Annotated in this window: 22 protein-coding genes; 9 read left to right on the forward strand and 13 right to left on the reverse strand. The window is 59.2% G+C overall.

Going from position 1 to position 26,492, the window contains the following annotated elements:
• Positions 1–1,107: nucleoside hydrolase (locus tag KHU33_RS06240; protein WP_211461649.1), on the reverse strand; the 1,107-nt coding region annotated here is incomplete at its 3' end.
• 472 nt (positions 1,108–1,579) lie between these two features.
• On the reverse strand, positions 1,580–2,719 hold the full coding sequence (locus KHU33_RS06245; protein ID WP_329956032.1) for an esterase-like activity of phytase family protein: 1,140 nt from the start codon (positions 2,717–2,719) through the stop codon (positions 1,580–1,582).
• Positions 2,720–2,861: 142 nt separating this feature from the next.
• On the opposite strand from KHU33_RS06245, the gene KHU33_RS06250 reads away from it, so the two are divergent.
• Together KHU33_RS06250 and KHU33_RS06255 are read left to right on the forward strand one after the other, a co-directional pair.
• Positions 2,862–3,611: a GntR family transcriptional regulator gene (locus KHU33_RS06250; RefSeq protein WP_211461651.1), complete on the forward strand. Its 750-nt coding sequence runs from the start codon at positions 2,862–2,864 to the stop codon at positions 3,609–3,611.
• A gap of 83 nt (positions 3,612–3,694) precedes the next feature.
• Positions 3,695–5,149 (forward strand): metallophosphoesterase, encoded by a 1,455-nt coding sequence (locus KHU33_RS06255; RefSeq protein ID WP_407928251.1) that lies wholly within the window; start codon positions 3,695–3,697, stop codon positions 5,147–5,149.
• A 282-nt stretch (positions 5,150–5,431) separates the two neighbouring features.
• Here KHU33_RS06255 and KHU33_RS06260 read toward each other — a convergent pair whose 3' ends face one another.
• Positions 5,432–6,256: a hypothetical protein gene (locus KHU33_RS06260; protein WP_211461653.1), complete on the reverse strand. Its 825-nt coding sequence runs from the start codon at positions 6,254–6,256 to the stop codon at positions 5,432–5,434.
• 253 nt (positions 6,257–6,509) lie between these two features.
• Between KHU33_RS06260 and KHU33_RS06265 the strand changes: the two genes are divergently transcribed.
• Together KHU33_RS06265 and KHU33_RS06270 are read left to right on the forward strand one after the other, a co-directional pair.
• Positions 6,510–9,689, forward strand: coding sequence for a hypothetical protein (locus tag KHU33_RS06265; RefSeq protein WP_211461654.1), 3,180 nt, complete (start codon positions 6,510–6,512; stop codon positions 9,687–9,689).
• A gap of 372 nt (positions 9,690–10,061) precedes the next feature.
• A complete protein-coding gene (locus KHU33_RS06270; RefSeq protein WP_211461655.1) occupies positions 10,062–10,904 on the forward strand; it encodes a hypothetical protein in 843 nt (280 codons plus the stop codon).
• A 437-nt stretch (positions 10,905–11,341) separates the two neighbouring features.
• Here the strand turns inward: KHU33_RS06270 and sctC are convergent, their stop codons facing one another.
• The 10 genes from sctC to KHU33_RS06320 form a co-directional block, all read right to left on the reverse strand.
• Complete coding sequence (sctC, locus tag KHU33_RS06275; RefSeq protein WP_230414093.1) at positions 11,342–13,219, reverse strand: type III secretion system outer membrane ring subunit SctC; 1,878 nt, start codon at positions 13,217–13,219, stop codon at positions 11,342–11,344.
• A 47-nt stretch (positions 13,220–13,266) separates the two neighbouring features.
• Positions 13,267–14,727: a helix-turn-helix transcriptional regulator gene (locus tag KHU33_RS06280; RefSeq protein ID WP_211461656.1), complete on the reverse strand. Its 1,461-nt coding sequence runs from the start codon at positions 14,725–14,727 to the stop codon at positions 13,267–13,269.
• Positions 14,728–14,870: 143 nt separating this feature from the next.
• On the reverse strand, positions 14,871–15,728 hold the full coding sequence (sctT, locus tag KHU33_RS06285) for a type III secretion system export apparatus subunit SctT (RefSeq protein ID WP_211461657.1): 858 nt from the start codon (positions 15,726–15,728) through the stop codon (positions 14,871–14,873).
• A gap of 78 nt (positions 15,729–15,806) precedes the next feature.
• Positions 15,807–16,292 carry a hypothetical protein gene (locus KHU33_RS06290; RefSeq protein ID WP_211461658.1) on the reverse strand — a complete coding sequence of 162 codons (486 nt, stop codon included), beginning with the start codon at positions 16,290–16,292 and terminating at the stop codon, positions 15,807–15,809.
• 9 nt (positions 16,293–16,301) lie between these two features.
• Positions 16,302–17,624 (reverse strand): type III secretion system ATPase SctN, encoded by a 1,323-nt coding sequence (sctN, locus tag KHU33_RS06295; RefSeq protein ID WP_329956029.1) that lies wholly within the window; start codon positions 17,622–17,624, stop codon positions 16,302–16,304.
• The gene (gene sctL, locus KHU33_RS06300; protein WP_211461659.1) at positions 17,621–18,379 is read right to left on the reverse strand and encodes a type III secretion system stator protein SctL; all 759 of its coding nucleotides are present in this window, start codon (positions 18,377–18,379) and stop codon (positions 17,621–17,623) included. The genes sctN and sctL overlap by 4 nt, the downstream gene beginning before the upstream one ends.
• Positions 18,364–19,080, reverse strand: a complete 717-nt coding sequence (locus KHU33_RS06305; protein ID WP_211461660.1) for a type III secretion protein HrpB4 — start codon at positions 19,078–19,080, stop codon at positions 18,364–18,366. The genes sctL and KHU33_RS06305 overlap by 16 nt, the downstream gene beginning before the upstream one ends.
• Entirely contained in the window at positions 19,077–19,847 is a 771-nt protein-coding gene (gene sctJ / locus KHU33_RS06310; RefSeq protein ID WP_211461661.1) for a type III secretion system inner membrane ring lipoprotein SctJ, read from the reverse strand. The genes KHU33_RS06305 and sctJ overlap by 4 nt, the downstream gene beginning before the upstream one ends.
• Positions 19,848–19,856: 9 nt before the next feature.
• Positions 19,857–20,276 carry a hypothetical protein gene (locus KHU33_RS06315; protein WP_211461662.1) on the reverse strand — a complete coding sequence of 140 codons (420 nt, stop codon included), beginning with the start codon at positions 20,274–20,276 and terminating at the stop codon, positions 19,857–19,859.
• A gap of 10 nt (positions 20,277–20,286) precedes the next feature.
• Positions 20,287–20,757 carry an HrpB1 family type III secretion system apparatus protein gene (locus KHU33_RS06320; protein WP_211461663.1) on the reverse strand — a complete coding sequence of 157 codons (471 nt, stop codon included), beginning with the start codon at positions 20,755–20,757 and terminating at the stop codon, positions 20,287–20,289.
• A 351-nt stretch (positions 20,758–21,108) separates the two neighbouring features.
• Here KHU33_RS06320 and sctU point away from each other — a divergent pair, with 351 nt between their 5' ends.
• The 5 genes from sctU to sctR are packed head-to-tail and all read left to right on the forward strand — an operon-like array spanning position 21,109 to position 26,488.
• Positions 21,109–22,176, forward strand: a complete 1,068-nt coding sequence (sctU, locus tag KHU33_RS06325) for a type III secretion system export apparatus subunit SctU (protein WP_211461664.1) — start codon at positions 21,109–21,111, stop codon at positions 22,174–22,176.
• An 11-nt stretch (positions 22,177–22,187) separates the two neighbouring features.
• Positions 22,188–24,110 carry an FHIPEP family type III secretion protein gene (locus KHU33_RS06330; RefSeq protein WP_230414094.1) on the forward strand — a complete coding sequence of 641 codons (1,923 nt, stop codon included), beginning with the start codon at positions 22,188–22,190 and terminating at the stop codon, positions 24,108–24,110.
• 2 nt (positions 24,111–24,112) lie between these two features.
• On the forward strand, positions 24,113–24,745 hold the full coding sequence (gene sctP, locus KHU33_RS06335) for a type III secretion system protein SctP (protein WP_211461665.1): 633 nt from the start codon (positions 24,113–24,115) through the stop codon (positions 24,743–24,745).
• A gap of 26 nt (positions 24,746–24,771) precedes the next feature.
• Positions 24,772–25,857 (forward strand): type III secretion system cytoplasmic ring protein SctQ, encoded by a 1,086-nt coding sequence (gene sctQ, locus KHU33_RS06340; protein WP_211461666.1) that lies wholly within the window; start codon positions 24,772–24,774, stop codon positions 25,855–25,857.
• On the forward strand, positions 25,841–26,488 hold the full coding sequence (sctR, locus tag KHU33_RS06345) for a type III secretion system export apparatus subunit SctR (RefSeq protein WP_211461667.1): 648 nt from the start codon (positions 25,841–25,843) through the stop codon (positions 26,486–26,488). Before sctQ ends, sctR begins: the two co-directional genes overlap by 17 nt.
• Positions 26,489–26,492: the final 4 nt, after the last annotated feature.

Here is a 26,492-nt window from a genome sequence, read left to right on the forward strand (position 1 = left end):
GCTATTCACGGTTTGGGGATGCGTAAGAAGATCGACCGTCAATTGTTCGAAACGCGGCACATCGATTTCTTGAATCACCAGCACCGGCCGTTCGCCGAGTTGCGGGCCTTTTCCCAGCGCCCAGCTCAGGGTGTTGCCATAACCGGCAGTAAAACTGGTATCCACGTCGACCAGCATGGTCGAGCTTGCTTTCACGATGCTGGGGTCGATCCACACCATCGCCGCCAATTCATCCCACATTGGAAGCGGCTGTCCATACCGTCCGACATAGCTTGCGAAGGGAGTCTTTCCGTTCGCAATCCGGGCCAATAGCTCGGGCCGGAAAAATGTTGCAGTGGTCGGATCAACAGGAATCTGCAACACCTGTTTCCACGGTTCATGCAGCACTATCGAAGCGGCTTCCGGATCCCAGCGCATATTGAATTCAAGCCGGGTGTTATGCCGATATTCGTCAGCGAATGCATTAGTCGCAGGGACCGGGCGGAAACTCCCCCCCATGAAAACCAGTTCCTTGGCGAGCGAAGAAAATGCGGAATCAAGACGAGCCGCCACGGCCAGATCGGTTAGCGGGCCGGCCGCCCAAATCGTCACCTGTCCCGGGAATTCATGCACCTTGCGGATCATGAAATCGGCGCCGGATTCCGCCGCCGGCCTTATCGCAGCCATTCCTTCAGGCAGTGCGGGAACCGCATAGGGATCGGCATGACGTTTTTTGTCCATCGGGTCCGACCATGCTCCCTTATATGACAATTCACCGTACATGCGCTCCCAGCGCTGCGTTTTTTCGGCACTGTTCAGCAACGGAAACACCGTCCCGGCATACACCGGAACCTCGGTGCGACCCGCGATCTCCAATAACCGCAATGTGTGCTGGATGTTTTCGTCGCGCCAGCCATCGCCGCTGCCAACCACGATGCCTAGCACGTCGACGTCCGGCGCCTGCAATAGCATCAGTATCGATTGCATATTAGTGCCGCCCGGCCCATACGCGTCCTGGCTGATAATCAGCTTGCGTCTGCCGGTATCGGCGTTCGCAGGCAATGCCAATATCGCCATCGCAAGCGACGCCATCAGCCAGAGCAATACCCGGTCTAAAGTTGTTTTCATCTCCGAACTTTCAATGTTGATCATCGATGCGAGCACAGGTCGACTTTTCGATGCATGGACACATGGATACGTTGCGATTATCAGCAATATCTATGCCAATATGGTACGAACCACTTTTTTGCATAAATATCATATAACCCATTAGAGCAATATATATAACCGTCATAAGCACCAACAAAGCATACAAGACAAATATGACATTACGATGACTGGTACGAACCATTATGAAGAAATTTTTTATTTAGTGAAAATATTTGGCACGTGCGATCATGACCGCGCCATTGCCGTGCGTAGCTATAAAAAAGAGAGGGGAAGGGGATCGATACCGCCAGCTGACCGTCGAGACGACGACCGGAAGGCAGTCATGCAGTCCGGGGAAAAGCGGCAAACAACTGATTGTCGAACTTGGAAAAGATATGATGCGGAGGGTAAAACTACAGCACCCGCGCCGGACAAGCGCGGCAAGAAATTGTCAACGCGCCTGCTTCGGTATCACTTCAAACGCAAGCAACTGCGTTACCTGCGTCGCGTTGAAGTTATTATCTGAAACCAGCACCAGGCTATTGTGACCGTTGGCCAGCAGCGGCCCCCATGCAATACCTTCCAGATTATCTACATGCGGGAGATTGCTTTCATTCAAATTCAGAATCAAATGCTTTTTTGCAGGCTGATAGGCCGCGCCTTGCAATGATGCAATCCGGCTGATATCGCTTGCCTCGCTGACATCCATTTCATAGATGCGAATATAGAATTTGAATACGCCTTCGCTATTTTGAATTCCTGCGCGCTCAAGCATCAGCAATTGATGGTCGTTGATTGCCAGAATTTCGGATACGCCGTTGTCGGCATATTTGCCGGCCGGCGCAAAAGGGATGGCATCGACCGGATAAGCATATTGTCCAAGCAGCTTGCCGCCGCGCGTGTATTTGGTGATTCGCGCCACCGCACCAGACTGCACGCTGGCTAGCGGGCCATCCTGGTATAAGGGAGCTTCCATTCCAACCCACAGGTAGCTGCCGTCCGGCGAAAAACTCAATCCTTCAAAAGAGAGGTTATCGCGCGGCCCGAGCTCTTGATCCGTCGCGATCCGAAACATCGGTGCCAGCGGCAGCGACGCCAGATAAGCGCCGTCGCGGCTGGCCTGCTTGACAAAAGGCCCCATCCCCAGCTTGCGATAGCCTTCGCTGGAATACCAGATGCTGCTGTCTTGCGGATCAAAACGGATCGACTCGATGTCCGGCACCTCGCCGCCATGTCCTCCCCCGCGCCGGGAAAAATCAGCCACGCCGGGATAGAGGCTGCCGTCGGCCTGCCTGAAATAAGTAACGCCGGTCAGGTTGACAGCGTGAAAGCCCTCGCTATCATAGTCCAGGCGGGCGCTATAAAAGCGCGCCGGATTGACTTCCGAACGGTCATCGCTTTCCATTACCCAGCTATTGGTTCGCGGATCATAGTCAATTCCGGACAAACCGCCAACAATACTTCCCTTAAACGGATAGTCCAAGGGGATGCGCTGCTCGCCAATGAAGCGCAAACTGGCGACACTGCGGCTGGCAGACGCCTGCTGAGGGTTATCGCCATCGATGCTGGCACAGGCTGCGCAAAGCAACACCAAGGACAAGCACGCGCTTGATGATATATTTTTGATCAGCATGAATATTGCAATCTGAATGTGGGGAGGAGCAGATGTCCGGCAGCTTAAAGGAAATTTCGATTATTGACAATTGGTACGTACCATCATACCATGGGACGATATGATGAAAATTGACGATACAACGGCGCTAACCCTGCCGCGCTACAAATGGCTTGCCAATATTATTGGCACTACGATCAGCCAGGGCCTGCTCGCCGACAACCAGGCATTGCCTTCCGAGCGCGAACTGGCGGAGCGCTATGACGTCAGTCGCGATACCGTCCGCAAAGCGGTACGCTATATGGAGGAGCGCGGCATAATTTACAGCGGACACGGCCGTGGTACGTTTGTGGCGCCGGCCATCGTGCGCGGAACCACGCGTTTTATCGACAGCTTTTCGCAAGATGCAAATAGCCGGGGTAGCGTCCCAGGCCAGCGCGTTCTGAACGTCGAGCCGGTTGCTGCATCGATGGCGATTGCAGGTCTGTTGAACGTGAGGCCGGGCGATCCGTTGATCCGCGTATATCGGATCCGCCTGATGGACAATGTTCCGGTTGGTTTGCACGACGCCTATTTCGTCTTGCCGCCGGGAGCAAAATTGACGCTCTCCCAAATCGAGCGAGCCGGTTCCTTATACAAGCTGCTGACTGAAAAATTCGGCTTTACCCCAGCCGAGGCGGTCGAAAACCTCAGTGCCGGCGCCGCCGAGCAGGAAGATGCGCGTTTATTGGGCATCCAAAAAGGTGATCCTTTGCTGATTTGCGAAAGAGTCACCTTGTCGGATCGTCGCGAGCCTATTGAATATTGCTTAATGAAGTATTTATCGAGCTATCGCTATAAGACGCGCATCGCAAAACGCAGCGGCGATTGATTTTCCACTCACTCATGCTTCGGATGCTTCCCTTGCCTGTAAAACAATTCTGACGGTCTCTTTTACATCCAAACATGAATCATATGCCGCACGGTAAATTGAGAACGGTCGCATGCTCCATCAGGCAGTGCGGGTGGCTGGCGGCAATGACCTTGCTGGGAAGCCTGGCCGCTTGCACCAGCATGAACCCGGAGGCGATGACTGCCGATGCGCATGCCGATGCCGCCTGGGTCATCATCGGTTCCGGCAATCAGGCGATCGCCCGAGCAAACACTCAGTCGGCAAACTGTCCGCTCATCGACATCAACGGCAAGCTCACCCCCATGACCCTGCGTGCTGCGGCTGGGACTATCCCGTTGCGGCCGACTTCCAGTAACGCAGCCGACTCCAAGCCGTCTACCTTCTCGACCAACACCTGCGAAGCCTTGTTGCCGCCAGACGCAACGCATGCGGCTATCGGCTCCCGCGTATTACCGCTGCCCAAGACCAATCCGCAACGCATCGTGATATTGGGCGACACCGGTTGCCGGATGAAAAAAACGGACAATCTATATCAAGGATGCTCAGACCCCGTCGCATGGCCGTTTCCAACGATCGCGGCAGCCGCTGCACGCCTGAAGCCGGATCTGGTGTTGCATGTCGGCGATTATCACTATCGCGAAACCCCATGCGCTGCCGGAATTGACGGCTGCAAGGACAGCCCCTGGGGTTACGGATCGGATACCTGGGATGCAGACTTGCTGCAGCCGGGCGCACCGTTGCTGGCCGCCGCCCCCTGGATCGCAGTACGCGGCAACCACGAGGAATGCGCAAGAGCCGGTCAAGGATGGTTCCGCTATCTCGACCCCAATCCGTATGAAAGGCAGCGTAGTTGCGACGATAAAGCCAATGACGACGAAGCGAATTACACGGAACCGTACGCCGTAAATCTCGGCATCGATACGCAATTGATCGTATTCGACTCCGCCAAATCCGGCCAAACTGCCTTGCCTCCTACCGATCCGCAATATATCAAGTATCGCGCGCAGTTCGAATCGGTCGGCCGGTTCGCCGCCAAGCCAGGGGTGACGAGCATCTTCACCAGTCACCATCCGGTCCTGGGCTTTGTCCTATACAAGGGATCTGCGCCCAGCGGATTTGGGGCGGCACTCCAATCCGTAATGAATTCGCTGTATCCAGGCAGGTATTTTCCACCTGAGGTGCAAATCGCCATTCACGGACATGTGCATGGTTTCCAGGCGATCAATTTCTCCTCCGCGCATCCAGCCACCTTTGTCGCCGGCAACGGCGGCGACCATGCTGATCCCGGCTTTCCCGACCCGTTCCCGGCCAATACCAGCCCGGCCGCCGGCGTCACGCTCGAAAGCATTATCCACACCCGGAAATATGGTTTTATGGTGATGGACAGGCAGGGCTCAAGTTGGGTGTATCAAGCCTATGATCGTGACAGCGTGCTGATGGCGCGCTGTTCAATGGTGACAAGCGTGGCGGCCAGCGGCAAGATTCACTGCGAAAAGACTGCGGCCTTGGTGCCGTAACAGAACAACGACGCAGCTCGTCTATTGAGACAATGCCCCTTAACAAACGCAGCTAAGTGGGGTCAGAGTGAACTTTCTGCGCGCTTTTTGCAGAAACTTCACTCTGACCCCACTTAGCGGGCCACGGAGTAGCCGCCTCATCGGTAAAAAGAACAAAGCCGCATAGTGCGCCCTGTCTTTCTCCGAATCCGTCATGTGGGGTCAGAGTCAAGTTTCGCGATAGAGCACTGCGAAAGTTGACTCTGACCCCAGATGACTCTTGCCGCGGCAACGTCATGAATGCTAGCTTGCCAGCCGAGTGCAATTCGGCAGCGCAAAAAAATGCTCTTTCGCGCTATCCAGCGGCGTACCCGGGCCTTCTTCATGAAAACCGTTGCACCACGCGAAATAGGCCATTTTCAGGTGCGGCAACAACTCGGCGCCGGGATTGCGCGCCAACGCCACCGCAGCAAGTATCGCTTTGGCCGGAATGGTTGCCCGGTATGCGCCGGCTGGCAATGGTTCCGCAATTTCGGTGCGTTCATGCGCAGGCAGCATGCGTTGCGCGAGTTCGGTAGTTTCGCCGATATTGCGCGGCACCAGCATATCGAGCGGAGCGACCGCGATCAGATAGTTGGCGGCTCGTAGCGCCTGCTTTTCAGCCCCGCTTCGAATAATGGATGAGTCCGGCCTGGCATCCCGGATGGGCGCCTCAAGTAACGCACTCAGAGCTGCCGCGCCGGCAACGCTGCCGGCCAGTACGCGCGCCAGGTGAAAAGCATCCCCCGTAGCGGCAAGCGGCTTGCGCGCCATGATCAGACTATGGAGAGCCCCCAGCGCCGCCGCACAGTTGCTGCCGAAAAGCAGATTCAACTTGCGCACGACAAGCTCCACATGCAGGCCCGGCGCAAGACCCTCAACGACGCCTGCGCTGGATATTTTTTCGAGTTTCTCACCCAGCAGATCGGCCATCTCGCGCACGCTGCCAAGCCGTGCAATGGCATCGCCCGGGTTGAACAGTGCGGCGATCGTTGCCTCGATGTCTGGCACGGGAAGGATTGCCGCGATCGGGGCAGTCGTTGCCGTGCCGGCGGAGGAACGGTGGCGCGATGAGAAATGTAAGGACATAGCAAGCGCCATAAGAAGTTGAAGAGTATGGCTTGCAGCTTGACAGTTGCACCTCGCCACTCGTCCTGCCGCAGCGAAACTGCGAACCCGTTTCCGAAACGGTGCAGTGCACAATCCGGCGCTTCGCTATTGAGCACGCTTTTTCGCAACTGCAAACAGAAACCCCAACCTGAACAGCATGATGCCGTCCGTTGTCGTGTCGTGTTGTGCCGCATCCATCTTGCAACGGCTATCCAAATTCGAGGATTCACTGGTGAAGAAGTTGCCCATCCGGATTTTCCCCCACGGCTCGCCGTCTCCGTCTGCGTCACCGTCTCCCGATGCAGCCGTGGCACCCGCACCGTCATTGAGCCCATCGCGCACCATCGCCAGCGTCTATGGCAGCGTGCGCGACCTGCTAAGCAAGACGCTGGCATTGAAGCGGCCGAGCCGGAACAAGCCAGCCGGGCAACGACCAATGGCCGAGACCGATTGGCACACACCGTTCATGCGCCGTTCGCAGTTTGGCGAACCGTTGGCAGCACGCGATATACGGCCCCCCCCTTCCCTTGCGCAGCCGCCCGAAACAGGCAGCGGCGCAGACTTAGCCAAATCTGCCCCAGCGCCGAGGGCAACGGCCAGCCTGCAGCAGCAGGCAGCACGATTTAAGCGCGCAGTCGGGCGGCTTTCAGATGTCAAACCGGAGCAGAGCGCCGCGCCAAGGTCAGCGCCTTTGGCAGAACTTGAACATTGGCTTGGTTGCCGCACCGGCTTGAACGCATGGGTCGACAAATATTTCGGCCGGCCCGGCGCCGGCGGCAACGCTCCCGCTGCGGACTTGCTAGCTGCTCTGAGTGAACGTCTGGCTACACTTGCGCCTCCCTCCGCCTCTGGACAGACTCTGGAATCCGACGACGATGCCGGCGCTATTGCTCCGGGGCCTGCCGACGCGGCCCCCTTTGCCGCTTCCGTGCTGGTTGGACAAGTGCTGGCAGGGACATTTCAGCCTGACGATGCCGGACGGGCGCTGCATGCACTTGAACTGCTGCAGGACGAGCTCGATCTAAGCACGCCGCTGCAGCTGGCGGCAGCATTTTCCCGCACTGCGGAAACATCTTCCCAGGATGCCGCAAGCGCCGCAACGAGCGCGATCGGCGACGCTGCGCGCTCGGATGCTTGGCGCATCGCAAGGGCATTGGCGTCGACCGAGGCCGGTTTCGAGGTATTGATGAAGATGGCCAAAACCCGGCCCGCCATCGGCACCGAGCAACAGACCATGCTCATGCTCCAGGCATGGGACCGTCTTGCTGCCGCGCCCGGCGACATCGCAGGCGCGCTTGCTCAGGCGCATGCCACACATGACGATGGCGGCCAGCTCGCACCCCGCGTGCTGCGTGCGCTTGCCGGATCGAGCGAGGTACGAGATACCACTGCCGTGTTCGCCTGGCAGCAAGGCTTCCGAAGCGATGCAGCGCAGGACGAGTTGAAGAAATTGAAAAACCGCTTGCATCGTTTCGTCACTCGTGGATTACTGCGTGTTGACAAACGCAACTGGTTTTTCCAGCGCATGTTCGGCCACAAGAAATCCGCACTGCGCAGCTTGCGCCACGGCACGCTTGGCGCGCAGCTGGGATCGATCAGCAATGAAGAGGCGAAGTATTGCGCCGCATTAAGCGCTGCTTGCAGAACCATGGCAGAGGCTCTGCGCAAACCACGGCTGGCATTAACGCAAGAGCAGCAAACCGATGGGCCGGCGCGCGAGGCGGCTGCCGCAGCGCTGGACATCCTTGGCGCCAATGGCATGATGCGGGTCGAGCATTTCCCGTTGGACGAGACATTGCTTGCCGCGCTCTGCAAACGCCCCGCAGTATCCGGACTGGCCGCCAAAGACCAGCCGGCGCCGCGCCTGGACCTTACCTTATTGAAAGACTGCGCCACCCGCTTCAAGATCGACAAACTGAGCGAAGTTAGCGCCGTACTTGGAGAGGCAAGCAAGGTAGCCGAATCTACCTCGCTCAAGCCGGACAATATGCAACGGGAGGAAATCCGGCGCGTGCTGCGGCAACTCATTTCAGAGATGCCGCAAGGCGCCCAGATCACGCTGGCCGACGGCGGACGCATCGGCATCTCGACGCGCGGCCTGTCGCTTGGCGCCTCGCAGCTGGCGCGATCGCATCTGCCCATCGGCGGCGAATTGACGCTGCTTGGGCAGAGAAGCCGGCAAGCTGTCGTGACGATCGCCAAGAGCACCAGCGGCCTGGAAATTTTCATCGGCACCGAAACCGTCGTGCGCAAGCAAGCGGGCGCGGCCCTGCATCTCGGCTACAGCGCGGGCATCGATGCGCTGGCCAAAGCCCGCATCGGCGGAACGGTACGGGTAACACCGTTTGACCATGAAGTGCGCAAGCCGCGCGGCGTCGTGCTGCGCGCGATACGCCCGCTGCTGACCGATGATAGCGAGGACTGGGCGGCGCAACGCTACGATGACAAACATACCACCGAGACCGCGCTTGATCTGGTCGATTTTTTGTTCGATGAAGCAAACCGGCCGGTGCGCGCAAACGGCGCCGACACGCAATTTTTCGAGCGATTTGCGCAGCATTTCCAGGACCGGCAGGACGTCTCGGTCGGCTGGCAAACCTCGAAGACCGACACCCGGCGCTCCGGCATGGAAATGTCGATCGGGGCATCTGTCACCACCAGGCACGCCGGCGTTCGCGCCTCATCCGGGGCCGGCGTCACAGCAGCATTCGAATTCGGCATCAAGACCGATAACGACATTGGCGAACAAAGCGGCGCCATGCGCCACGAGCGGCACGGCGCGGCTGCCGGTTCAGGCAAATCCGTCCAGGCCGGCTTCGGCCTCGCTCCCGCCTGGGGCACTGACAAAATATCAGGCGGCGTTCCAGGCACCAACCCGTTCGGCTTCGGCGGCATCTATCCAAAAAAAATGACAGGCGCCCGTATTTCACTGGTGCAGCGTCACGGAAAGCTGATGAATCGCGCCTGTTATGCCGACCAGCAGTTCTCATCGTTCATCACCTTCGCCGCCGCCGTCGACTCGTCGCGCGACGAATGGATCAAGATGTACCAATTCAATCATGGCTGCGACCGTCCGCGCGCAGCGGCCTTGCTCCGGCAAGACCTTGATGCAATACGTTCGCAGCACCGCAGCAACCAGACACTGCTGGTGCGGCACCGATTGCGTCCGGCCTGTGCACGGCAAGCGGATTTTTATCGCGCGCTAAGCCAAACCTCAGGCCGGTCGCCAGAGAGCGCCGGCTGGTCGAGCGCGCTTGACGCACTGCTGCGCCGCCCCGGGTCCTGGCTGCCTGAGCGTATCGCGCTGCAGGAGCAATCCGCGAAGATGCAGGCAACCGGCGTATACCTGCCGTTAAACGCCTCTGCAACCGAATCTGTCAGCGCGACGCGCGAACTCATGCGCTCGAAATGATGCCGTCAGCATGCAACAGCCGGAGTGAACGCCGCTTCGGATGCATGCCTCAAACTTCGCTGTTACGGACTACTCCGCCACCCCAAATCGCCTAACCTGTGTAGCGGAACACGCAGGCGTGCGACGGAATTTGCGGCTGCTGCCGCATGCGCTACTTATTTCCAGACATGCATCGTCGCCAAAATGACAGAGATGAAACACACGAAGCAGCAGCTGTCCAACGCCATGGCGACACACATCACCGCAATTTATGCAATTTCTAGCCAAGGAGGTAAGCGCCGCTTTGAAAAAAAGACAGGAAATTATTTAACCGCATCGTTAAACGCAGGGCTATGCCTCGCATTCTGGTAATCAATCTAATGGGGAAACATTATGAGCATTTTTTCAAAAATCAAACACGCCTTTGAGCACTTCGGCCATGACATCGAAAATGTAGCCAAGGCCGCCATCCACGACGTCGAAGGCGTCGTCAAAACGCTGGAAAAAGACGTTGAACACGTCTTGCAGGATACGATGAAGATGACAGAAGCGCTGATGGAGGGTAATTTCAAGGAAGGCTTGCAGGACTTTCTGAAAACTGCGGATGACGTAGTCAAGGGAGCCGGCGATCTGGTCACGAAGGAAGCCACCCTGGCAATGAGCGCGCTTGGCGATTTGCATATATCCAAAGGCTTGGACAAATTCGTCAGCAGCGCTGAAAAAGAAATCAAGACAGTCACTAACGATGTCGAGAAAGGGATTGACTCGACGGTCAAGACGCTCGCCGATTCCACCGTCGGCATCGCCACCGGTTCGGTCCAGATGCTGAAAGATCTCGCCCATGGAAACCTGAAGGCGGCGATGGGCGATGTGGTGAAGGTGGGTGAAGACGTGGCAACCGTGGCGGCCGATCTGACGCCGGAAGGATTGGCGGTAGACATGGCGAGCCAGGTGATGGTTGCCGCACATATCGGCAACGCCAAGATCGACGACCTGGTGGCCGGCGCAATGCACGGCAATGTAGGCGAGATGGTGAAAGGCGCCGAAAAAGCTGTCAAAAGTGAAGTGGTTTCGAAGGTTGAAGATTACGCTGAATCAAAGCTGGCGTCGAATCCGAAAACTTCGGAAATGCTTTCGAATGTCTTGCCGTTTGTGGCAATGGCGCCCGATGTCAGCCGTAATCAGAAAAACGCGGAAAACAATCGCTCCTCGCATCACCAGCATGCATTCGCATAATCGACAATTGATTTGATGCAGGCAGCGCTGCGTCAAGACTGCCTCGAATACGCCAAAGCATCCTTCCTGCGAAAGCACGAAGGATGTTTTTTTTAGCTGCCGGCTATTCAAGGCCGTCTTTTTTGGGGAAAACGCGAAAGGCGCCAGCAAAGCCGAACTGCGCTAGCGCACTGAGCTAACTGGGGTCGGAGTGAACTTTCTGCGCGCTTTTTGCAGAAACTTCACTCTGCCCCCACTTAGCGGACCACGGAGTAGCTGCCTCATCGTTAAAAAGAACAAAGCCGCGTAGTGCGCTCTGTGTTTCTCCGAATCCGTCATGTGGGGTCAGAGTCAAGTTTCGCGATGAAGCACCGCGAAAGTTGACTCTGACCCCAGATGACTCTTGCCGGGGCGATGTCATGAATGATGAAACTCTCAATAAGTTAAAACCCAGGACACTAGCGGACTGAACTGGTTGAAACGTTAGCCGCGGAAGGGCCTGACACCGCAATGATCCGCGGCGTCAACAGGAACAGCCGTTGGAAACGCTGGCCCTGGTGGTGCTTGAAGCGGAACAGGCCGCCAATCAACGGGATTTTCGACAAACCTGGCACCGCAGTTTCTGCATGGTCATCCTGATCGACAGAGTAACCGGCAATCAGCAAACTCTCGCCGTTGTTGATCAACGCCTGCGTGTCTATGGTGCTGTTGCTTACAATCGGCAACGTTCCAACCTGCTGCGTGCTCAGCTGGCCATCCTCGATGTGCACATTAAGATGAATCTGCTCAGTGCTTGACGTGGGCACGATCATCGGCAATACCCTGAGCGATACGCCGGCCGATACGCTATACAGGTCCGCAGACTGGTAGCCGGAGACCGGCACATAGAAGGTTTGCTTGTTGTCCATGATTGCTTCCACGTTGTCCAGCGTCTCGACTTTGGGGCTGGCGGTGACGCGCGCCTGATCGCTTTGCTGGAGTGCCGTGACCCGCCCCAGTAAGTAACGCCCGGCACCGCCGATCACCGCCGTCAGGACGCCGCCTGCCGGCGTGGAGAGTATCGGCCCGGTGCTGGTCTGGTTCGCCGGGTTGCCGAAACCCTGCGGATTGAGGGAGTCGGGATTTCCAGTCTGGGCCAGGGCGCCGTTCCCGGTCTGCACATCCATGTGGCCGGAATGCAGCCGCCAATCGACGCCTAGCTCTTTCAGCGCATTGTCGGTGATCTCGATGATAGTCGCATCTATTTCAAGAACGCCGGGGCGCTGGTCCAGCGATTCGATCAGCGCTTGAAAAGCCGGCATGTTTTCGGCCCGGTCGCGCACGAAAATCGCATTGCTGCGAGGATCGGCTTCAATCACCGGTCCGGCAGATGCCGCGGCTTGTTCGGCAGTGCTAGCGTCGGCACGGCCAGCCATGGCGCCGGCGGGAAGCGGCGCAACATCTGCAGCAGGCTGGCGCGAATTATCCGCCGTGGAAAGCCCGGGCAAGGTCGGCAGCGGCGGCCGCGCGTTAGCGCCGGACGCAGGCGCAACGCCGCTGTTGGCGCCGGTGCTGCGCAGGCTCTTCATCCTGTAGGTATCGCGCGGCGCCGGAGTGGCGTCGCCAGCTGCTGCCTGGCCGCCGCCATTCACCGCATACAGGCCGCGCAGCAGCGACGCGACACCGCGCACCGTCACGCCTTGGCCGTCGATTGTGACGGTACGGTCCGTGGCCCAGGCATAGCTCAAAGGAAAACGCTGCACAACAATCTTATCGCTCGGGGCCGAGGTTTGATCAATCAAACGGGCGACATCGGACACCAGTTCCACGTACCGCGGCGGCCCGGATGCGATCACCAATCCTGTTTCGCTGTCATAGCGGACAGGAAAGCGCCGATCCGCGATGCCAAGGCTTCCCAGCACGCGCCGCAGTTCCGCCACATTGCTGTGCTTGAGACTGATGGTCGCGTTACGGGCCTCGTTGGCGCCGGCAATACTGAGCACCGCGCCGTCGTAATACCAGATGAAGCCGAATGTATTGGCCATCTTGTCCAGGAACTGCTCCGGAGAACTGTCGAAACGACCTGACACGGAACCGTCGACATGAGAGGAAATCGAGGTCATGATATTTTCGCTGGCGCCAAAGTCGCGCAAGACATCCTTAAGATCTTTATGATCAGCCACGTACTGGAATCTCTGGCTTTTCCAGACCAGCGGCTGAGCGCCGGCGCTGGCCCCCGCCACGCATAGAATCACCGGCAATACCCAGGAGATTTGTCGATACAGCGCGCTGCGCTGTCTGCGCAGATACGAAACCGCGCTGTGCGCTTGCCCGCACATCAGAGAAATGTTTGTCATGAATAGGTATGAGAAAGATGGGCGGCTCGCGGGAGCCGCCTCGGGGTTCAGCCGTAGATGGTTTCGGATGGCGACTCGTTGAATTGCCTGCGATAGCCCTTGGCCAGCGCGGACCGGCTGCTGACGCCCCATCGGCTGGCCGTATCGAAGATCGACGCCCCGGCCCAATCGCCGTCAAGCAAATCACTGCGAACGCCATCCAGCCGCAGACTGCGGATCACGTTGCTGGGCGACACGCCGATCGATCTCTTGAACGCCAGCTGCAAGGCGCGCTCGGTGACATCGACATGTGCGGCAACCTCGCGCGTGCTCAGATTCGCCCGGTTCAGGTTATCGACGATGTAGCGATACGCGCGCCGGTATTTTGCCGGCAGGCGAGCAGAAACATCATCGCTCGACGCCGTCCCGGCGTGCGCCCCGCCGTGCGCCTTATCGAGCGGCCGCACCTCGACCGCCTCCAAGCGCAGGCACCGCAACGCTTCGCTTGCATATTTCGAATAGAACTGGAGCGCTTGCGCTGGATTGCCGCGCCGCACTGCAACTTTCGATGAGGCATACAGATACTCGACATTCCAGCGCCGCGTTCCCGCTTCTCCCTCAGACCGGTTGATCTTGACCAAGACGCGATCCGCAATGTCGTCTAGTCCGCCCGCCAGTGCCGCGAGTATGACGTCGAGCTTGGCAAGGAAGCCCTGGCCGGCGCCGCCGAAGCGTTGCGGTTCGTCAATCGCGAAAAAAAGCCGGTCCGCCGCGGTAGCGTCGCCTTGCACCAGGCGATCCAGCAAATGCAGATATTCCCGGCGCTGCACCAGCAACAACGGCATAGGCGACATCACGGCAGTCGCTTCATGCACATGGCGCATGCGCGCAGTGCGCTCGCCGGCTGACTGCATGCTGGCGCTGCGAGCCGAAGTCCAGAACGCGTGATCGCCCAAGGTCGCGGCGCCACGGATCTGCAACTGCACGTCGAACTCTCTCGCCAGCAGCGCTACCAACAATCGCCAGCCAGGCTGACGATGTTCATCGGCCAGTTCTGCAGCACGCAACAGCGCATCATCCGCCGCAGTCTGGTGGCCGATTTGATGCTGCACCAGTGCGATCCCCAGCAAACCTTCCAGCACATCGCTGGCGGTGGCGGCCTCGTCGTTGCACATGCGCGTAAAACATTTCGCGCTGGCGCTGTAACGATCGCGCAGCATCAGCTGCCAGCCGGTATTTCGGCAAGACATGATGCGCAGCCGGTCGCCATTGGCCCCGAGCAGTTTTTGTGCGCGACGATACGCCTCTTCGGCATCCTCGTCATGGCCGAGCAGCAGCGACGAATCGCCTAGCGCAATCAAGCGGGCAATATCGTCAGCCGTCAGGTCGCGGCGGCTGCGTTCAAGCACGTCGTCGACCTGGCAATAGGCGCGATCGAAAGCGCTGTCGAGCAACGCGGTCGAATAGGCGGGAAGTTTATCTTGCAGGGATAGCGCCGAGGTGAGCGCAAAATAGACGGTGGAAAACATAAGCGTTACTCCAGTGTAGGTTGTCAAAAAAAATCAGACGATCCGTTGCCGGTTGCCGAATGAATGACACCAGCGACAATTTCATCATAGGCGAAAGCAACTCCGCAATTTTCAACAAACAACATCTGATTCCACAACAATCTTCACTTTTTCAATGCATTTTCCGGCGCCGATTTATCTTGCGGGTTACCGACCATCCCGGTGCTTAACGTTCGACCGAAACCCAGGAATTTAATATCGTTCACGACCTGTCCCGCAAACACCGCCGCCAGCGCGATTACCATCACCAGGCCGACAGCACCGCGCAGCGGCTGGCTCAGCGAGTTCGGCTCAAGTTTGTCTGCCGCCCGAGAAATCAAGCCTATGCCTATTTCGATCAATACCAGCACCAGCATGATTGGCGTACCGAGTTTGGCGATGCCGGTCCAGAGAGAGTCCGTGCGTTGAATCAGAAATGCCTCGGCGGTACTTGAGAGCGATGGCATGAGCTGCTGCACCGGCCACCATTTGAAAGATTCGAACAAAGCCCCAAGTACAAAGATCATGCCGCCGCCAACGTAGAACAAGGTGACCACAAGTTGCAGCAGCACGGCCGATACCGGCGTGCTTTGATCGCCGCGCAGCGGGTTGCTCATCTGTATGTTATTGAACCCGGCAAGATCGTCGATCAGTGTGCCGACGCTCTGTGCGATCCAAAAGGCCGTGGCTGCGGAATATCCGAACGCCAGCCCAAGGAATGCTTCCTTCGCCGTCAGGACCAGCAGCGTCGCGCTATTTAAATTTTCAAAGACTTCAGGATTCTGTCCCGCTGTCACAAAATAAGTGAGCAAATAGATGACGCCGTTGCGGGCTATTCCGGGTATCGCCTGATCGCTGGTAGGCGGGAATACGAGAAATACAATCATGATGCGCATGCCGGCGAGCAGCATCGCGACGATCAAATTGTGATACGCCGTGTACAAGGACAGCAATGTATTGCTCAGAACCGTTAATTCATTCATCGTTATCTGCTTTAGGAGGTTCCAAGAATTTCGTCGTCGCGGCGAACGCGGGCATGACGCAGCAAGGCATATGCGAGCTCACCTTAAGGCACGCCGCGCCAGCAGCGTTTCAATGGCTTCCTCGTCAGCGTTTTCCTCGCGGCGGCGGCGAGTTTCGTCTTCAATCTGTTTCAGCTTGTTCCGGCACTTGTCGAGCGCGGCATCTATGCGGGCCAGCCTGGTACGCAACGCTGCAACTTTGCGCTCCTGCTTTTCTAGCGCGTCGCGCGCCTGGCGCTCGCGGGCTTGCATGGCCTTGACCTCTCCGCGCAAATGACTGCGCCAGGCGTCATGGCTTAAATACAGTGCAGCAGACAAGCTTGTGGAAAGCAGCTCTTTCAAGCCATCTTCGTGAATGCGGCGGCGTTCGCAAGCCTGCTCTGTTTCGGCAGCAGCTGCGGCGTGCGTCGCCTCGGCCGCCAGCATGTCTTGCCGGGCGGCTTCGAGTTCATCCTTGGCACGCTGCTGCCGGCGCATCTGCGCAGCAACAATTGCCCGCCATATTTTTGCAGCGTCAACGCTCATCGCGCGCCATCAATTGGAGAACTGTGAAATGATCGCATGCGTATGCGCTCCCGGCGCCTCTTCGTCCGTGCCCTGCATCAGGAATTGCTCGATTGCTTCGTGATGCGAGATAGCCTCGTCGGCTAGCGGATCGGTCCCCTGCTGATATTCGCCGATCTGCAGCAGCAGCTCGATCTCGTTGAATTTCGCCATCAGCTTGCGCACCCGGCCGGCGCCGCTGCAATGCGCGCTGCTCGCTACCAGGGTCATCACCCGGCTCAAGCTATTGAGAACGTCGATCGCAGGATAGTGATTGCGCGCGGCGATAGCGCGCGACAGAACGATGTGGCCATCGAGGATGCCGCGTACTTCTTCGCTGACCGGATCGTTCCCTTCTTCGTCCTCGGCCAGCACCGTATAGAACGCAGTAATCGAGCCTACGCTGCCCATGCCTGCACGTTCCAGCAAGCGCGGCAGCTCGGCAAAAATGGAGGGGGGGAAGCCGCGCCGTGTCGGCGGTTCGCCAGCCGACAAGCCGATTTCACGTTGGGCCCGCGCAAAACGCGTCAGCGAATCCATCATCAGCAACACGCGCATGCCTTGGTCGCGAAAATACTCGGCAATCGCAGTGCCCACATAGGCAGCCTTGGCGCGCTCGATCGATGAGCGATCCGAAGTCGCACAGACCACCACGCTCTTGGCCATGCCCTCCCTGCCAAGAATCAATTCAATGAACTCTCGCACTTCGCGGCCGCGTTCGCCGATCAGCACCACCACGTTCACGTCGCAGGCTGCGCCGCGGGCCAGCATGCCGAGCAGCGTGCTCTTGCCGACGCCGGCCGGGGCGAAGATGCCGACCCGCTGACCTTCTCCGATTGTCATCAAGCCGTCGATGACACGCACGCCGGTGTCAAGCGGCTCTTCTATCATGCGGCGGGTGAGCGGATCCGGTGCAGCCGCGATGACGGAGCGGAACTCTTTGGTCTCGATTGCGCCGAGCTGGTCCAGCGGCTCGCCCAGACCGTCGAGCACGCGGCCCATGAGCGCCGGGCCTACCGGCACGGACAAGGGCCGTCCCTGTCCGACCACCCGTGTTGAACGCGATAAGCCGACTACGCTGCCGAACGGCGCCAGCAGCGCGAATTGGCGGGTGAAGCCGACCACCTCGGCGCGCTGCACCAGACGCCCGTCAGCTTCGCGTAGCTCGCATAATTCACCTAGCGTAGCGTCCAGGCCGCCCACTTTCAGCAAGGTACCTATGACTTCGACCACCTTGCCGTGCTGCTTGAGCATGGGCGTCGCATCGAGCGTGGCGTCCAGCGTGTCGAGAAAACTATCGAATCCGTCCATCATTCCATGCTTTCATGTTCGGCCGGCGCGTCGTCCTGGTCCGGCGCATGATCTTCGTGGAGTTGCTGGAGTGACGACAGCGGCTCGGCAACCAGGCCGGCAACAGCCTGCCGCAGCGCATCGACATGCAATGAGAGGCTGCCGTCGATCACGCCGTAATCCCACTCGCAGACGCAGCTTCCCGGCAGCAGATCGGCGCGTCCCGCAACTTGCGGATTGACGCCCCATTGGTTGTCGCTGCAGGCCGCGCCGAAGGCGTCTCGGGCAGCGTCCAGGTCCTGAGGAGCTACCCGCACGGTCAAAAACGATGAATCGTCCAGGAGCCGGTCGACGGTGCCGGCAACCTGCGCGAACAGCGCCTTGGGATCGGCAGTGCCGAGCACGCGTTCGACGGTACGCGTAACAATCTGTGCGATCCGCTCGCGGGTGGCGCTAAGCAACTGACGCTGCGAAGCCGCCTGGCGCAGCATGGCGTCGTGCACCTCTGCCAGCCCGCGCCGGCGGCCGGCTGCGTAGCCCAGGCGCGCGCTATTGTCGAAACGGCGCTGCGCTGCCGTTTCAAGCGTATCCGCCCGTTGCTGCGCTTCGGCCACGATGGCCTGGGCCGACGCTTCGGCATCAGCCAGCAGTCCGGCATAACGCCGTTCAAGTGCGCCATGCGCTTGATCGAGGGCCACCACGCTGGCAAGTTCCGCGCTGCGTATCACGTCTACGTCGGGGCCGACGGACGGTTGTTCCGAGCTTAGCCAAATAGCCATTGCATCTCCGGAAAAAACGATCCCAGTTTCGAAAAAAAGCGCGCCGACTCATTACCGCTGGAAAGCTGGCTGGACGACGCGTGTTTATCCCAGCTTGCGCCTGGAACGCCTGCCATGGCAGCGCCAGCGATCTCGTCCGGCGCAAGTGCCGCAGCCACCAGCGCAGCCGAAGCCGGGGCCAGGCCGGCATTCTCGGACTGGATCAGTTGCCAGCCATCGGCCGCCAGCGACATTGCGGTAAACGATTCTGGCAGCGGCGGCGTAGAACCGCCGACAAGTGCATCCACCTGCTGCAGACGTTCCAGCGCATGCGCTCCGACCGCAGCGAGCAGCTGCTCGCACTGGCTGCGGGCCACCACCCGGCGCAGGCTGGCCCGCGACCGGTACAGCGCACGCGCTGACAAGACCTTGCGCAAACCGGCGGCGTCCAGCAAAGCAAGCCGGTTGACGCTCACGCTCAGCTGGTCGATCGAAATGGCGCCTGGCAGCCAGACATGGCGGGCGGCGAGCCATATCCGGACAGCGGCAGGAGTGCAAGCCTGGCGCCAACGCTGGCAATGAAGCTGCGCCTGGCGCGCCGCCTCCTCGCGCACCCTCGTGTCGTATCTGGCGGCCCAACCATGCAGCTGGGCAAGCGTTGCCGGCCCGCTTTCCCTTTGGTCACTGGCTTCGCTGGCCTCGCTGACGTCGCCGGCATTCAAGACGGCTTGCTCCGCGAAACCAAGGCACGCAATCCGCCTGGCGCCAGCTTGCGGAGCAGACCGTAGCGTCTGGCGGCAAACGCCAGCGCCGCGGCCAGAATTCCCGCAAAAAGCAACCCGGCTCCGATCAGCCAGCCGTCGCCGGCGTTGCGGCGCGCCGATCCCGCGGCCGGCAAGTCGGTGCCGGCAACCATCGTCACGCTGACGTTGTCGTAGGTCAGTCCTTCCACCGCATGCACGACCAGGTTCTTAATGCTCGGCACCAGCGAAGCGACATCGGTTCCAGGCAGGTACTTGACGAACACCGCTGCCGACGACGGCTTGACCTCGTTCGCCAACGGATCGTTATTCGGCAGGACGATCTGGACACTGGCGTAACTGACGCCGTCGATCCTTGAAAGCACCTCCGACAGCTGCTGCGATACGCCATAGATAAAACGCACCCGCTCTTCGGTAGGCGTGGAGATCAAGCCATCCTTCTTGAACATCTCGCCGAGATTTTCGTGCTTTTGATGGGGCATCCCGTGCGAGCGCAGCACATTGATGGCCCGCGCAAAATCTTGCTCTTCTGCTTTCACCGACCAGCTTTTTCCGCTTTCGTCTTTCTGCTTGGATGCGGAAATGCCGGCGTCGAGCAGCGCCGCCAGCATGTCGTTGGCGTCGGCTTCGGACAGTTGCGCAAACAGCTGCTCGCTGCAACCGCTGATGAGCACGACGCTAAGCACAGCGATGCAGAGCCTGCGGACGAACGATGGATAGTGTGGCATCTGGCCCTCCTACTGATTCTTGACCAAGGTCTGTATGGCGCCCTTGCTGCCTTGCGCAAGCGTTTGCCCGAGATAAAGCTTTGCCGTCAAGGTGGCCACGTCAAGCTGTACCTTTACCGATTGGGCCACCACCTCTTGCATGCTCATCTTGTCGGCGCCCGCTGCGAAGGCGTCGACCTTGTTGGTCAATGCCCCCATGGCCTGGTCTTGTTGCGTAATCATTTGCGATACCGCAGAAGGTCCCTGGAAATGCGTCACGCTTTGCGGCGAAAGACGCGCTTGCTCGAACTTGGCGCGGAATTGTTCGACCAGATCGCTGCGCGGCGCCGCCGGCGCGGCAGTTGCCGCGGTTTCCTTGACGGCGCCCGCACCGCCCTGCATCGCAGGTGTGCTTGAGATCGGCGGCAGTGGTGGAATTGTCATGCTCATATTGATCTCCTTAAGCGCGCAGATGCCGGCGCTGTAGCAAAAATTGCAATTGACTTTGATCGATCTGCGCCACAGGCGGCCGTTTCGCCGTCTTGTCGCCTGCCTGCCCCATCAGGGTAGTCATGAGCTCGATCGAGTCGGCATCCTCCTTGCCCGACATGACTTCGTTTGCATAGTGACGCCAGGACTCATCGTTCTGATTGGCCAGGCAGATCGCCAGCAGCGAACTGACGTAAGGGCCGAACGATCCTCGCAAAGGCTGCTGTTCCAGCTCTCGCAACAGACGCACGGCGTCGGAGAAACGCCTTTGACGGATCAATATCCAGGCGTCGTACGCGCGCAGTTCGATAAAACCCGGCCGCATCAGGTGCACCGCCGCCAGCAGGCGCTCGGTTGGCTCGATATAGTTGTGCTTGGCGCCGAACATCAATAGTTCGATCAGCCCAGTTAACAGCTCGTTACTGCAATTTCCCATCTTCATATCCGGCTCCTCGAAGAAAAACCTCCGCACGCCGCCTTGAGAACAGCACGCACTACGCGGTAGGTAGTAGCGGAAGGTAAATCAACTTGGCAGCCGTTGCCGCTGCAGATACGAACCGGCATCGCAACTAGCGAAACATCGCACTTCGCCGCAAAGGCCGGAAGGCCGGGCCAGGATATCGCGGCAACTTCCCGAAGACGGCAATGCCCTCCTGCTTCGCCACAACGCGCATCGGTTCGCATTCACGCTCTTGCCGGCCGCGCGCCGGCGCGACAATCGCTGCACATCTTCGCGGCACATCTTCGCTGCACATCTTATTAATCGCTCCACACCTTATTTCGGTATACATCCATGTCCGACGAAAAAACCGAAGAACCCAGCGAAAAGAAACTGACCGACGCCCGGCGCGACGGCGAAACGTCGAAAAGCCAGGATTTGCCGTTCGCGGCAATTCTGTTCAGCGCGGCGATCGGTTTTTCGCTGGGCGGTCCGGTCATGACAGAACAATTGCGTTTGCTGCTGCGCATGGGGCTCGACGTTGCGAATGCACAATCGGAAAACTTTAGCTATACCGATGCGCTAGTGACTGCCGGCACACGCGGCTTGGCTATTTGTCTACCCATAGCGCTGCTCGCCGCACTGATTTCGGCTGCTGTCATCGCTGCACAAGTCGGATTGCAACTCGCCTTCAAGCCGCTGGAACTGAAATTCAATTCAATCAACCCGGCATCGGGACTGAAGCGGATCTTTTCGATGCGCTCGATGATTGAACTGGCCAACACCGTGGTCAAAGCTTGCATTTTGAGCACGGTATTGTGGAAGACCGTGCTGATACTGATGCCATTGCTGATTGGGGTCGTCTACCAGCCGATCCTGGGATTGGACAGCATCGCCTGGGGCGCCTTATGCAAGATGCTCGCCATCTCTGCCGTCGTTTTCCTGGTGATAGGCACGGCCGACTTTGCTATCCAGCGCTGGTTGTTCATCAGGGACCACCGCATGAGCAAGGATGAAGTCAAACGGGAGAACAAGGAAAGCAACGGCAATCCGCAAATCAAGCAAGAGCTGCGCAAACTGTCAAAAGAACTTGCCAACGCGCCGCAGAAATCGCATGTGGGGCAGGCGAATGTCGTGGTCGTCAATCCGACCCACTACGCTGTCGCCCTGCGCTACGCGCCTGAAGAATGCGGCTTGCCGCGCGTCATCGCCAAGGGCACCGATGACGAAGCACGCGTCATCCGTGAACTGGCAACCCTGCATGGCGTTCCGATTGTCGGTAACCCGCCATTGGCCCGCGCGCTTTATCTGGTTGCTCTAGAAGACACGATCCCCGAACCCCTTTTCGACGCGGTGGCAGCAGTGCTGGCCTGGGTTGACGATATGGGTAAAGGCCACACCACAGCTGTCAATCCAGCTTGAAGGAGATTTACATGAAATCGTCGCGCCTCTTCAATATCAGCGGCGAAGTCGGCATCGTAGCGCTGGTGATCTCGGTTATCGCTCTGATGATCCTGCCTTTGCCCACTTTTCTGATCGATATGCTGCTGGGCCTGAATATCACCATCAGCATCGTGCTGCTGATGGTGACGATGTACATTCCCAGCGCCACATCGCTGTCGGCCTTTCCATCCCTGCTGTTGTTTACCACCTTGTTCCGTCTGTCGCTTAACATAGCCTCGACCAAATCGATCTTGCTTAACGCCGAAGCCGGCCACATTATCGAGAGCTTTGGCGAACTGGTTGTCGGCGGCAATCTGGTGGTCGGGCTGGTGGTGTTCCTGATCATCGCAACCGTGCAGTTCATTGTCATCGCAAAGGGCTCGGAACGGGTGGCGGAGGTGGGCGCGCGTTTCACCCTGGATGCAATGCCGGGCAAGCAGATGAGCATTGACGCCGACGTCAAGGCAGGCAATCTTTCGGTCGAAGACGCCAGGCAGCGGCGTGCGCTGCTGGCCATCGAGAGCCAGCTGCATGGCGGCATGGACGGCGCGATGAAGTTCGTCAAGGGAGATGCGATCGCCGGTGTGGTCATCACCATGGTTAACATCCTGGCCGGCATGGTGATCGGCGTCAGCTACCACGGCATGAGCGCCGGCGAAGCTGCCAACCGCTTTTCCGTGCTTTCCATCGGCGATGCGATGGTTTCGCAAATTCCATCGCTGCTGATCTCGGTCGCGGCCGGCATTTTGATCACACGCGTGGCTGACGAACACAGCCGGCCGCGCTCGCTAGGCATGGATATCGCATCGCAGCTGTCCACCAACGCGAATGCCTTGTTCAGCGCTTCGGCAATGCTGTGCGGGTTCGCATTGGTGCCAGGCTTTCCGACCACCTTGTTCCTGGTATTGGCGGTCGCGATCTTCGCCGGCGGCTACAATTTGCGCCGCAAGCAGCGGCAAACTCAGCCCGATTCCGGGACCGAACTCTCCGCTCTGCTCACCGACGGCGTCAAAGGCAGCGCGCCAAGCATCGCGCAGCACGCTCCAGCGTTCGCCGTGCCGCTGTCCTTGCGCTTATCGAAAAACCTGACCGGCCGGCTCGACGAGACGGCCTTGAATCAGGCCCTGAACGACATACGGCTGCGGCTGGTAGAAGAACTTGGCTTGCCTTTTCCGCGCACTGCGGTTTGGACCGCCGACAATTTGCCCGGCATGTCCTACCAAATCCTGCTGCAAGAAGTGCCGTTGCCGCCGGTAGAGATGGCGGAGTCGGTCAGTCAACGCGAACAGGCGCTGGTAGACGATGTTTTCGATTCGGTGCGGCGTGAAGCGCACCTCTTCGTCGGACTGCAAGAGACGCAGTGGATACTGGACCGCGTCGGCGCCGAGTATCCGGGCCTGGTGGCAGAGGTGCAGAAAGTCTCGACCGTGCCGAAGATAGCGGAAGTATTCAGGCGTCTTCTCGAAGAGCACGTACCCATCCGGAATATCCGGGCAATCCTGGAAAGCCTGGCTGCATGGGGCGCCAAGGAAAAAGACGTTCTGATGCTGACCGAATACGTGCGCGGCGATCTCGGCCGCTTCATCGCCCACCGCGCGACGGCAGGCACCGGAAAAATGCAGGCGATCGTGCTCGACGCCGACGTCGAACAGACGATTCGCCAGGCTATCAAGCCCACCCCGGCGGGCAATTTCCTGACTCTTGAACCGCAACAAATCGACGCGCTGCTGGAGTCTGTCCAAAGCGCCGTCGGCAGCGAACCTGCGGCTGGCGTCGCGGTTGTTACGGCAATGGATATCCGACGTTACTTCCGGCGCATGATCGAGCAAGGCTTTCCAGCACTGCAGGTGTATTCATTCCAGGAGCTGGGAGCGAATGTCGAGCTGCAGCCGGTCGGCGTGGTTAATCTCTAACCATGGACAACCGCTTCCGGCAGGCCCGCGAATTGCGGGTCCTGCGACTTTCCGCAGCGCATTCCGACACGGCCCCAAGCCGGCCCGCACGGCAGCGAACGGCGCGTTTCAACACACTTCTCGGCGCCGCCCGGCAATCGCTGACGGATAGTCCCTACGCTGGGTCCGAAGATCGATCGACGGATGACGACGCGGACCAGCGGGATGACGCTCCGCCAGTCATGGCGGACCAGGACAGCCAAGCTGCGGCTGTGGCCGCGACTGCGGCAGCCGCGGCCGGCAGCGACGCCGAGCGGGATGCGCTCGCCGCCCTGCGCGCGCACATGATCCGGCAATGCTCTCAGGCGGCGGAGGCCGACCTGGTAGTCGAGCATCTGGCTGAGCGAATCGCCAACTTCTGTTCGTCGCCGGCGGTTCAGGGAGGCGGGATCTGGGAAGTAGTCATCGTGCTTAATCCTGCCATCCTGCCTGAGACCAGCCTGCAATTGAAACTTTCGCCATTCCGGCTGTCGCTTCGCTTCGACTGCGGTAATGCACGGGCCAATGACCTAATCTGCTTGAACACAGACGCATTGCAACAGCGTCTGCGTTCCCGGCTCGGCGCCAGTCTCGATATTGACATCGAGGCGGCCTGAAGCCTTCTGAAAAGAGATGGATTCCTATGAATGAACAAGTCGCGGCAACACCCATCGGCAACTGCTTGCGCTCCTATCCGGCAGCGTTGGCTAGCCTGTCCCGAGGCTTATTCGACGCGCGCAGCACGATGCGCATTGCGGCCCGCGCCGCGGGCATCGAACTGCGTGCGATGCCGGCAGCATCGGTCAGCTTCAAACGCGCTGCAACGCTGCGCCTGGATTCTGCCTACGGCGTCCTGACCGCCCTGGTCGATCTGGCCGGTCATCCGGCGCTTGAAGCGATCGCGCTCGACAGCGACCGCCAAAGGCGTACGGCACTGGCCAATCTATGGCTGGCGCCGCTGCTCGAAAAACTGGCGGCGAACGGCTATCCGCAGCCAACCGTTGCGGACCTGACGCTGACCGGCGAATCGACGCTGGCGCAGGGGCTGGCATTTGAATTCCAACACGCGTCGGCAGGCACTTGCCCCGGTGTTACTGACGTTGCTGTCATTGTCGACCTGCCGTCACCGCTGGCGACGCTGCTCGAACGGCAATGGCTGACTGTCTTCAGCACCACGCAAGCCTTACCCGCACTATCCCTGCCCACGCATCTGCGGCTGCGCAGCCGCAATTGCAGCCAGGCCTTGCTTGCTTCTTTGCGCTGCGGCGACATCTTGCTCGGCTGGCAGCCGCGCGGAAATTATGTGCGCGGCGCGCCTATCGACAACGTAGCGCTGCGCTGGGGCGTCAGCAACGGCTGGTGCGCCGGCGCGCTGGCAAGCGTCGCGGCACACACCATTACCCTGGAGAACAAACCTATGACGACGACCTACAATCTAGACAACGACCAGCCTGCGGACCAAGAAGCGGTAGAAGCGGCGGAGCAGATCGATGTCGGACAGCTCGAGATTCCGGTCCATCTTGAGATTGTCACGCTCAATTTGCCCATAGCGCAAATCGCCGCGCTGGAACCCGGCTGCATCCTGGAACTTCCAGTGCCGGTAGACGATGCCCAGATCCGGCTGGTTTCGCACGGCCAGGTTCTTGCATTTGGCGAACTGGTAGCAGTCGGCGGCCAGTTGGGCCTGCAAATCCACCGCATGGCAGAGCGCAATGAGCGGAACTCCTGATATCGCGTCGCTGCTGATCGCAGCGCTCGCCCTTGCCATCTTGCCGTTCGCCGCGATGGTCGTCACGTCCTATACCAAAATCGTCGTCGTGCTCGGCCTGCTGCGTAACGCTCTCGGCTTGCAGCAGGTGCCGCCGACCTCGGTGCTGAACGGCGTCGCCATCATCATTTCATGCTTCGTGATGGCGCCGGTAGGCATGGAAGCTGTCAAGCACGCGCAGCTATCGAGCGAACAAACCGCCGGATCGCAGATCATGCCATTGTTCGACGCGGCGCGCGAGCCGTTCCGCGCCTTTCTGCGCAAGCATACGGCTGAACGCGAGAAGGCGTTTTTCATGCGCTCGGCGCGCCAGATCTGGCCGCCAGAACGGGCCGCAGAGCTGAAGCAGGACGACTTGATCGTTCTGGCGCCGGCGTTCGTATTGAGTGAGCTGACTGCGGCTTTCAAGATCGGCTTCCTGCTATACCTGTGTTTCATCGTGATCGATCTGGTGATCGCCAACGTGCTGATGGCATTGGGGCTATCTCAGGTCAATCCGAGCAACGTCGCGATCCCATTCAAGCTGCTGCTGTTCATATCGCTGGACGGCTGGTCCACCTTGGTCCATGGACTCATATCCACATATCGGTGAAGCT

It is taken from the genome of Collimonas silvisoli, assembly GCF_018305005.1.
GTDB lineage: Bacteria > Pseudomonadota > Gammaproteobacteria > Burkholderiales > Burkholderiaceae_D > Collimonas > Collimonas silvisoli.